At 39.0% G+C, this 8081-nt stretch carries 8 protein-coding genes and 1 pseudogene; 6 read left to right on the plus strand and 3 right to left on the minus strand.

The window, feature by feature from the left end; all coding sequences use genetic code 11:
• The coding region (locus tag B9G53_RS24515; RefSeq protein ID WP_254923799.1) for a DNA topoisomerase at positions 1–835 on the plus strand (835 nt) is incomplete at its 5' end.
• Between the two features lie 74 nt (positions 836–909).
• Here B9G53_RS24515 and B9G53_RS24520 read toward each other — a convergent pair.
• Together B9G53_RS24520 and B9G53_RS24525 are read right to left on the minus strand one after the other, a co-directional pair.
• Entirely contained in the window at positions 910–1347 is a 438-nt protein-coding gene (locus B9G53_RS24520; RefSeq protein ID WP_094536054.1) for a hypothetical protein, read from the minus strand.
• Positions 1348–1377: 30 nt separating this feature from the next.
• Positions 1378–1653: a hypothetical protein gene (locus tag B9G53_RS24525; protein WP_254923800.1), complete on the minus strand. Its 276-nt coding sequence runs from the start codon at positions 1651–1653 to the stop codon at positions 1378–1380.
• A gap of 153 nt (positions 1654–1806) precedes the next feature.
• On the opposite strand from B9G53_RS24525, the gene B9G53_RS27715 reads away from it, so the two are divergent.
• The 3 genes from B9G53_RS27715 to B9G53_RS24540 all read left to right on the plus strand — a co-directional run bounded on the left by B9G53_RS27715 (position 1807) and on the right by B9G53_RS24540 (position 6201).
• A complete protein-coding gene (locus tag B9G53_RS27715; protein WP_176453346.1) occupies positions 1807–5088 on the plus strand; it encodes a dynamin family protein in 3282 nt (1093 codons plus the stop codon).
• A gap of 11 nt (positions 5089–5099) precedes the next feature.
• Entirely contained in the window at positions 5100–5738 is a 639-nt protein-coding gene (locus tag B9G53_RS24535; RefSeq protein WP_094536055.1) for a hypothetical protein, read from the plus strand.
• Between the two features lie 115 nt (positions 5739–5853).
• A complete protein-coding gene (locus B9G53_RS24540) occupies positions 5854–6201 on the plus strand; it encodes a type II toxin-antitoxin system RelE/ParE family toxin (RefSeq protein ID WP_094536056.1) in 348 nt (115 codons plus the stop codon).
• On the opposite strand, the gene B9G53_RS24545 is transcribed toward B9G53_RS24540, so the two are convergent.
• Positions 6202–6525 carry a helix-turn-helix domain-containing protein gene (locus B9G53_RS24545; RefSeq protein WP_094536057.1) on the minus strand — a complete coding sequence of 108 codons (324 nt, stop codon included), beginning with the start codon at positions 6523–6525 and terminating at the stop codon, positions 6202–6204.
• Between the two features lie 164 nt (positions 6526–6689).
• Between B9G53_RS24545 and B9G53_RS24550 the strand changes: the two genes are divergently transcribed.
• Together B9G53_RS24550 and B9G53_RS24555 are read left to right on the plus strand one after the other, a co-directional pair.
• Entirely contained in the window at positions 6690–6932 is a 243-nt protein-coding gene (locus B9G53_RS24550) for a DUF4926 domain-containing protein (protein WP_094536058.1), read from the plus strand.
• Positions 6929–8081 (plus strand): annotated as a pseudogene (locus B9G53_RS24555) (transcription-repair coupling factor); the annotation flags it as partial. The gene B9G53_RS24550 and the pseudogene B9G53_RS24555, both read left to right, overlap by 4 nt.

Below are 8081 nucleotides of genomic sequence, written 5' to 3' on the forward strand. Positions count from 1 at the left end.
GAAGTTGGTACAGGTGCTAGAGCGTCAGGGKGTGGGTAGACCGAGTACGTTTGCGGCGATCGTCAAGACGCTGAAGGAGCGCACCTATGTGTTACTCAAGGGTAAGGTTCTTGAACCTTCGGCTTTGGGAATGTCTACGGATGATGTATTGCACAAAACTTTTCCCGATTTGCTCAGAGCCGATTTTACCGCAGGGATGGAGACGACTTTGGATGAAATCTCGGTGGGTAAGTTGGAGTGGCAAAGCTATTTGATTGGTTGGCATCAGTCCTATTTTCAGCCGATGTTGGCGCGGGCTTATACGAATCTGGGCGCGGATTTACAACCAAGTAATCGCAAAAATGAGCTTTCGGATGTGGCTTGTCCTACTTGTAGTCATCCTCTCAGTAAGATTCCTTCTAAGAAAGTGAGTGGTGGGCATTTTCTTAAGTGTGAGCATGGCTGTGAGAATCTGGTAATGTTCTGGAGCGATCGCCGTAATCAGTGGGAGATTCCTCAACCGAAGGGTGAGAATGCAGTGTCGGCAGAGGTTACTGGTTTTGCTTGTCCTGTCTGTGGTAAGCCTTTGGCTAAGTTTCCCTATGCGAAGGATGGTGTGGATAAGGTGATGTTGAAGTGTGCGGATGTTCAGGCACGTCAACGCAAGGATCATGCAGATGTGGTCTTTTTCTGGTCTTCTCAGTCTAAGTGGTGGTCGAAGAAGTTTGGCGATTTGGATGAGGCGGCTAAGCCGAATTTGGGTAAGGTTGCAACTGCGAAAGGGAAGAAAGCTACTCAGGGGAAACCTAAACAGGCTAGTAAAGTGGCTAAGCCTAGTCCTAAAAAGTTGTCTTGATAAGCAAGCTTATTTGCAAGTTTCTGATCGATCATTTCTCATAGTAAGTGGGATCTCTATTAACTTTCAAGTTCTCATAAATCATCAAATATTTCACAAACTATCTCGCCATCTAGTGAATAGGAGACAAGATAACCCAAACTTGTAGGTATAACCTTATATAAACGAGAAGTCGTAGGTGAATCTAAAGCTGTCAAGCAGATAGGTTCATAATTAGCATACTGATATTTCACGATATATTCATCATCACTTGTAAGATAGAAAAGAAATGTTGATACTTCTCCGATCGCTCCTGTATAAGGTTCGTACTTACCTTGAGCTACCATAGATGCTGTTGAGGATAGAGAGCAGTACCTATCAGGATCTTCTCTGTATTTTGCAGCCTGTTCTTCCGCTAGTTTTATTTTTAAAGGTGCTTCATAGGTGGCAATGAGAGCAAGTTGTTCTTTCGTGAAACTGTACTGTACTTTATGCTCCTCATGTTGCCAATCGATGTTATAAGAGAATGTCATTTTTATACTTGTAGTTTAATAAAGATTGTTTCATTGCTTGATTTGAGTAAAGGCTACTTCTAATTCTGGATTAGCTATCGCTAAGGCGCTCTCATACCATTCATGGATAATTGCTTCTAATTCATTCCATGCTTTTTCGTAATTTTTTGGTTCTTGTAAGGCAACTGATCGATAGGCTGCTATCACTTCGTTAATAAATTCATTCAATTCGTCTACGTCAAATGCTCCAAGCCAACCATAGGGATGCTCAGTTCCAATTTTTTGTTTTATTGATAAAACACTAGATAACTTTTTTGTTATAGCCATATACTCTCTAACGAATAAAAAGTGATGTAAAAATATTTTGCAAGGGGTATTGACAAATATAGATTGGTTGATATAACATTTCTGTTATCAAGTTGAAATGAAGTTTAGTCAATCTATACAGTAATCTTACAACTTGTATGAGGTTGACTCACCATGACATTTGAAAATCTTAACTTTGAAGTTGATGCAACTGGCATAGTCGCTAAGTTGAGGGCTGCTAGTGGGCTTACGCAAAGAGAATTTGCGGAGCGCATTGGTATGAATCAATCTCAACTTGCGCGAATAGAATCAGGTAAACAATTCCCAAAAATTGAGACGTTGGCAAAAATCGCATCGGGTGTAGGTTATGCACTTCAGATTCATTTTCTGCCTAATACCAACGAACAAATTTCACCTATCTCTATCATTTTTGGAGATACTCCTATGGCTGATTCGTCTGAGTATTCTGTCTATTTCGCCAGTATTCAACAAGGACTACTGTCAGAACGGGAAAACTTTCTATGGGTTATGCACGATATCAGAAGTAGTTTGAGATCGCGTAATATTCATCCTGAAGTAATACCTAACTACTTAGGATTAGCAAAAGCTTGCCATGATCAATGTCTTGGTAAAAGCTGGACTCTGATTGATATTATCGAAGAATCATCTAAGAACGGGATTGCTGTAGATAGCCCAAATGTATTTACATCACTTTTTGATATCTTAAAGGATGAGCGTAGAAAATACAGATCCTTTTTTACTGATACTCAAGGACTTGCTTCAGTTCTTCAGGAACAGCAGGATATTGGTAATGTTGAGTCTAAGACTGTACGAGTGATCAGCAATCATCTAGAAGTTTTTGAGAAAAAGACTGAAGATGAGTTACTAGAATATGTAGAAAGTCATCCTAGCATTCGATTTGCAGCAATTAAGCTTGTAATTCCAGAGCATTCTCTTCGAGAGCTAAATGACTATGACGACAAGCAACTCAAAATCTATCGTAAAGCCTTAGATGATACGCGGCGCAAGCGCAAAAAGATTTTAGATAAGTTGGATCAATTTGATCGACTTCTAGCTTATCGAAAGAGTGAAATCAGGATGAGTAATCATCTTGTAGCAAGCTATGCAGATCGCTTAATGCGTCAACAACAGAGCGAGTTTATCGGTAAATCAATCATGGAGCCTAAGATGAATACAGCGACTAATTTAGATGAAGTCAGACAACAGGCGATCGCGCAGTTGGAGGCATTGCAGAAATATTTGAATGAGAAAGGAAGAACTAAAGAGGCTGAAGATATTTCTAAGGAAGTCACTAAGCTCAGGGACAACACTTACCAAATTGCTTTCGTGGCTACTTTTAGCGCTGGTAAGTCAACGCTGATTAATGCAATGTTGGGTAATGACATCTTACCTTCAATGGCAAAGCCAACAACAGGTAGACTGACTTTCATCAATGATCGTGAAGGAGATGTGGCTGCACAGGTTGAAGTCTCTAAAAAGGGCGATCAACGAGTCATCGTTCTTTCCTATAAAGATCCTCAAGATTTACAAAAGTATCTCAATAAGTATTTGAGAAATGGATGGATTGGAAAAGCTGATGTGTATTCTGAGGAGAAGTCACTACAATTTGACAGTCCAGTTGATTTTGTTGAATCTGCCTTTTACCCTGTGAGTGATACAAATGACATTCATGCTAACCAAGCAAGACTGACTTTAAATAAGGGCTATTCCTCATTTAGCCTTACCGATCTTAGTCAGGTTGAATTGGGTAGTTTTATTAACAACGATGCTGTCAAAGAATTAAATATTCACGCTCCTGTTAAGCATCTAACTAAACAAGTACGTTTAGAGGGTATTCAGTTTGTTGATACCCCTGGAACAAATTCTGCTCGTCACGCGGATCACAAGCGCATCACCTTTGACTTTATCGACAAAGCAAATGCTGTAGTTTATGTAATTAACTTTACTACCCCTTTTACCGAAAGTGATGCTGTATTGCTAGAAGAAATGCGCCGACAGAGGCAGTATAATTCTCGTTTCTATGACAAACTTTTCTTTGCGGTCAACAAGATCGATCAGGATGATGGTAATAGCGGTAGATTGGAAGATGTGATCGCGTCAATTCATAAAACATTAAATAATGACTATGGCTTTGATTTGCCAGAAAACAGGGTAATTGGTGTAGCTGCATTACCTGCATTACTCTACCGAATGCATCAAGAAGGTTTACTAAAACAACAACAAAAAGGCGCTTTTAATAGCTATGCAGTGAGGTTTTTAGAAGATGACTTTATGACTGCTTCGCCCGAACAATTTTCCACAGCCAAAGAATCTGTTTTGAAAATGTCAAATATCGAAACCTTAGAAGAGACTTTGGCTAACTATCTAGTCAATAATAACAAGACGCAGGAATTGATCAGAGATTCTCTAACCCGTGCTTTAAGTTTTGCTCAATCCCATGAACAAGATACTCAACAGAAGATTAGCATTTATCGGCTGAGACTAAATGAACTCAAGCAGATAGCTGACAAATTTAGTCAATCTCTTGAAGGTGTAGCCGCAGAAAAAAAGCTTATAGCTGATTCATTAGAGTCAGCCACACAATCTTTATTGTCAGAGATTGATACACAGTACACTCAGTTTGTCAATGATTTAAAATCGCTTGTTTCGTCAATGTTTGCTGGTAAATTCAAGAAATCAAAGTTTCAAGGACTTACTAAAGACCAGATTCAAAAGCTTCAATCATGTATTGATTTAGTGAAGAATTTAGGCTCAGTATCAAATCAGGATAAAGGTAAAATTGATAAAGCAATTGAAGCGTATGCTGAGACATTCAATGCTGCTTTTCAATCTGCTTATCCTGTCTTTGAATCAAACTTGAAAGACTTTTGCCAATCCAGACAGTCAGAGATTTATAGTCAGACTTACCTGAAAGCAGAAGCTTTGCTGATTAGAATCAACAAGGAATTGAATGACGATATAAATGTATCTGAACTCAGTTACTCATCTATCAACGTTGAAATGATTTCTAGACCTGCTTTAATTTCGATTAGAGATCTAGTCAATGATGAAATATACAAATTCGGAGAACAAGAGACTAACGACAAACGGAATCCAATCAGTTGTTTTGTAGAATTACAACCTAATGTTCTAGAACGATTGACAAACAGTAATATTAGAGAAACTCTAACCAAGTGCAATGCGAAAACATCAAAGATTGTCTCAAGTCAGAGCAAAGATCTAGCAGTAAAAATTTTTACTGCTATTGATGAGCGCATCAATAGAATTGAACAGAACCTTCAACAAGCTATTCAGGACAGAAAAGATATTGGAAAAGAGTGTCTCCAAGATCTTGAGACTTTGGATATAGATCTAGAGTCGAGTAGACAAATGATTGCCTCACTCATTGAGCTTTACAAGTTCACAGAAAACCTTCAAACCAATTCTATTAGCTAAGGAGAAATATCATGGCTTTACCAATTCCAGTTGTCGGTCAACTAATTGATTCTGTTGGCAACGTCGTCAATTCAGGTTTTGGATTGTTGGGCGACTTGATACGCGGTCACATGGCTCGTCAAGAAAAGAAACTAGCTCTTGAAGAATTACAAATTAAAGCTGAAGAAGCAAGGAAAACTCTAGAACTTGAAGTCAATCTTGACATCAAGACAAGAGAAGCAAACTTGAAAATCCTTCAAGGTATGATGAATATTGTCCAAGATGTTGTGCGAACTGATGTTGAGCTAAAACTTTTGGCACAAACTACTAATGCCAAATTGAGCTTACTGATCATGGATTGGCAAAAATCTACTCCCCAAGAATTTGTACGCCTAAAGGATGAAGTTTTGACCAATTTGAGCAGACACTTGATGACCTCACAATCATTACCTGAGTTAGAGCGTGGCAGATTTATATCTTTAGCTTATGAGAATTATGATAGAAGCACTGAAATTATCTTTGAAACTGATGCAGATCTCAGAAAACGAGCTGAAACTCTTGCATCTTCGGTAAAACCGATTGATACAAAATTGCAAGAAACTCTAGCAAGACTCGCAGGAATGGATACACTCAAACTGCTTAATGAATATCCTGAAGATGGTGACCAGTAAAATGTTTGCAACAGTCAACTAATCAAAGGCAAGGAAATCATCGCATCCAGTGTAATTTTTCTTGCCTTTCTCTTTTTGTGGAATTTGTCCACTAGATTCAATCAGTATAACCAACATGAAAAAATTTGCTTTCGTTAACGATGCTGCCGAAAGAGAATACAAAGACTTTTCAAAAGAGATTCAACAACAATTTGGAACTAGCCTAAGAGCAGTCCAAGACGACAAAAAGCCATTCTTACCAATCCAAACTCTTGAAGGAATTGGCGCTGGTGTCATCGAACTTAAAATCAATGGTAGCCCAGCCTTCAGATGTGTCTACATAGCAAAATTTCTAGATACTGTTGTCGTCTTACACTCATTTGAGAAGACAACAAACGGTGTAGATCGACAAGCCATGAAAACTATCGAGAAAAGATACAAGGAACTAAAAGCTGAAATCGAAAAAATGAAAAGGCAAAAATAACTAAGCGGCTTTAGCTAAATCCCTTGTTTGGATTTTAATAGAAGCACTTTCTAAACTGCTACAAGTAAACTCAGTCCTAAATCCGAGCTTATCTAACATTGAAAACAGCATATCCAAAGTAAATTTATCAATTTTTCCATTCACAATGTCCGACACACGAGGCTGAGTAACTGCCAACCTTTCAGCCGCTTCCTTTTGTGTCCAACCTCTATTCTCAATTATGTCTCGAATCATAATCGTCAAGTCAGCCTTCAAAACCGACTTACTAGCGACTTCAAGCTCCTCGATCGCATGAAACGGACTTTCGTAAAACTTGATTGACATATTTTTTTACATATATCTAAAATACTAGCAAATTATATAAAATTTTATATAATAAGTCAAATATAGATTTGGCGATCGCCTATAACAACCTTGCTACAATAAGCACAACCCACAATTTTCAAATCATAACCAATGAAATTACCCTATTGATTAGAAAAACAACTATGAACGAAATCCAAGAATATGACCTTGTTGCTTTAACCGAAGATGCGATTGCTACGCATAAAGTCACTCATCAGCAAATTCTCCTGCGACGAGGACAAATGGGAACAGTTTTAATGTCCTTTGACAACAAAGCATTCCTAATCGACTTTACCGATAAAAAAGGCAATACCTTCGCTATGGAAACAATCGAACCTGTCAAGTTATTACGCCTTATTAATGAACCTGAATTAGTCTATTCATGACTATACCCATGACCTTCACAGCAGTCCTAGAGAACATAGCCCGATCGCAAATCGCCACAAAAATAGGCGAGAAACTGAAAACAGCCAAAAGCATATCCCTATCAGGACTATCCCGCTTAGGCAAAGGACTGATTAGCACCCACCTATGTCAACAACAAACCAAACCATTACTCATCGTCACCGCCACCGTCGAAGAAGCAACCCGATGGGCTTTRCAACTCCAGTCMATGTCATGGCGCGTCTATCTATATCMACCCCTTGATACATTTCCCTACGAATCAGCCCAAATCGATTTRGAAACAGCTTGGACAAGGATTGAGATATTAGCGGAATTGCTTGCCAAACCACAGCATAACTTAGCGATCGCTACCACCATTAACTCACTACAGCCCCATCTACCATCAACTCAAGTCTTCCAAAAACATAACATCTATCTCAATATCGGCGATTCGCAATCGGTTAAATTACTAGCTTCTTCTTTGGCAAGATTAGGATATGAAGAAGTTAAAGAAGTTAAAGAATCAAAACAATGGAGCCGCAAAGGATTTAGTTTTGAAGTGTTTCCAATTAATCGAAATCTACCCGTTCGCCTAAGCTGCAATCGCGGCACTGTCGAGAAAATCAGAGAGTTTGACCCCACTAATCCCAAAAGCTTCACTGACCTATCCAGCATCGCGATCGCCCCTGTCGATTTGCATGAGTTTGTTACTTCTCACAAAGCTACATTACTGCATTACTTACCCAAGAACTTTATTATCGCTATTGATGAACCCGAACAATGCCAGAGCTATGGCGATCTCTGGTACGAAGCTGCGGAAGAACTTTATCAAAATCAAGATCCTCAAGCAGATACACCGAAACTGCATTGGGACTTTGCTAAGTGCATGACTGAGGCGAAGAAGTTTCAAATGCTTCAGCTTACCGAGCGATCGCTTAAACCCAAAGCCAATATTTTTGATTTTGCCAGTGCCTCTATTCCCATAGTTCCCCATCAGTTTGACCAGATTGCAGCGCTGATTCATGAATATCTCAAATCGGAATATCAAGTCACGCTGATTTCGGCTCAACCTTTGCGCGTGGCAACTTTACTCAAGGAGTATGACTGCATTGCTAACTTTGTCAGTGATTCTGATGATTTACAGTCAATTG

Source organism: Pseudanabaena sp. SR411 (genome assembly GCF_002251945.1).
Taxonomy (GTDB): domain Bacteria; phylum Cyanobacteriota; class Cyanobacteriia; order Pseudanabaenales; family Pseudanabaenaceae; genus Pseudanabaena.

What these genes read in the sequence shown, in the direction of transcription:
- B9G53_RS24520 (WP_094536054.1), bottom strand. Translation starts at nt 1,347, where the DNA reads ATGACATTCTCTTATAACATCGATTGGCAACATGAGGAGCATAAAGTA.
- B9G53_RS24525 (WP_254923800.1), bottom strand. Translation starts at nt 1,653, where the DNA reads ATGGCTATAACAAAAAAGTTATCTAGTGTTTTATCAATAAAACAAAAA.
- B9G53_RS27715 (WP_176453346.1), top strand. Translation starts at nt 1,807, where the DNA reads ATGACATTTGAAAATCTTAACTTTGAAGTTGATGCAACTGGCATAGTC.
- B9G53_RS24535 (WP_094536055.1), top strand. Translation starts at nt 5,100, where the DNA reads ATGGCTTTACCAATTCCAGTTGTCGGTCAACTAATTGATTCTGTTGGC.
- B9G53_RS24540 (WP_094536056.1), top strand. Translation starts at nt 5,854, where the DNA reads ATGAAAAAATTTGCTTTCGTTAACGATGCTGCCGAAAGAGAATACAAA.
- B9G53_RS24545 (WP_094536057.1), bottom strand. Translation starts at nt 6,525, where the DNA reads ATGTCAATCAAGTTTTACGAAAGTCCGTTTCATGCGATCGAGGAGCTT.
- B9G53_RS24550 (WP_094536058.1), top strand. Translation starts at nt 6,690, where the DNA reads ATGAACGAAATCCAAGAATATGACCTTGTTGCTTTAACCGAAGATGCG.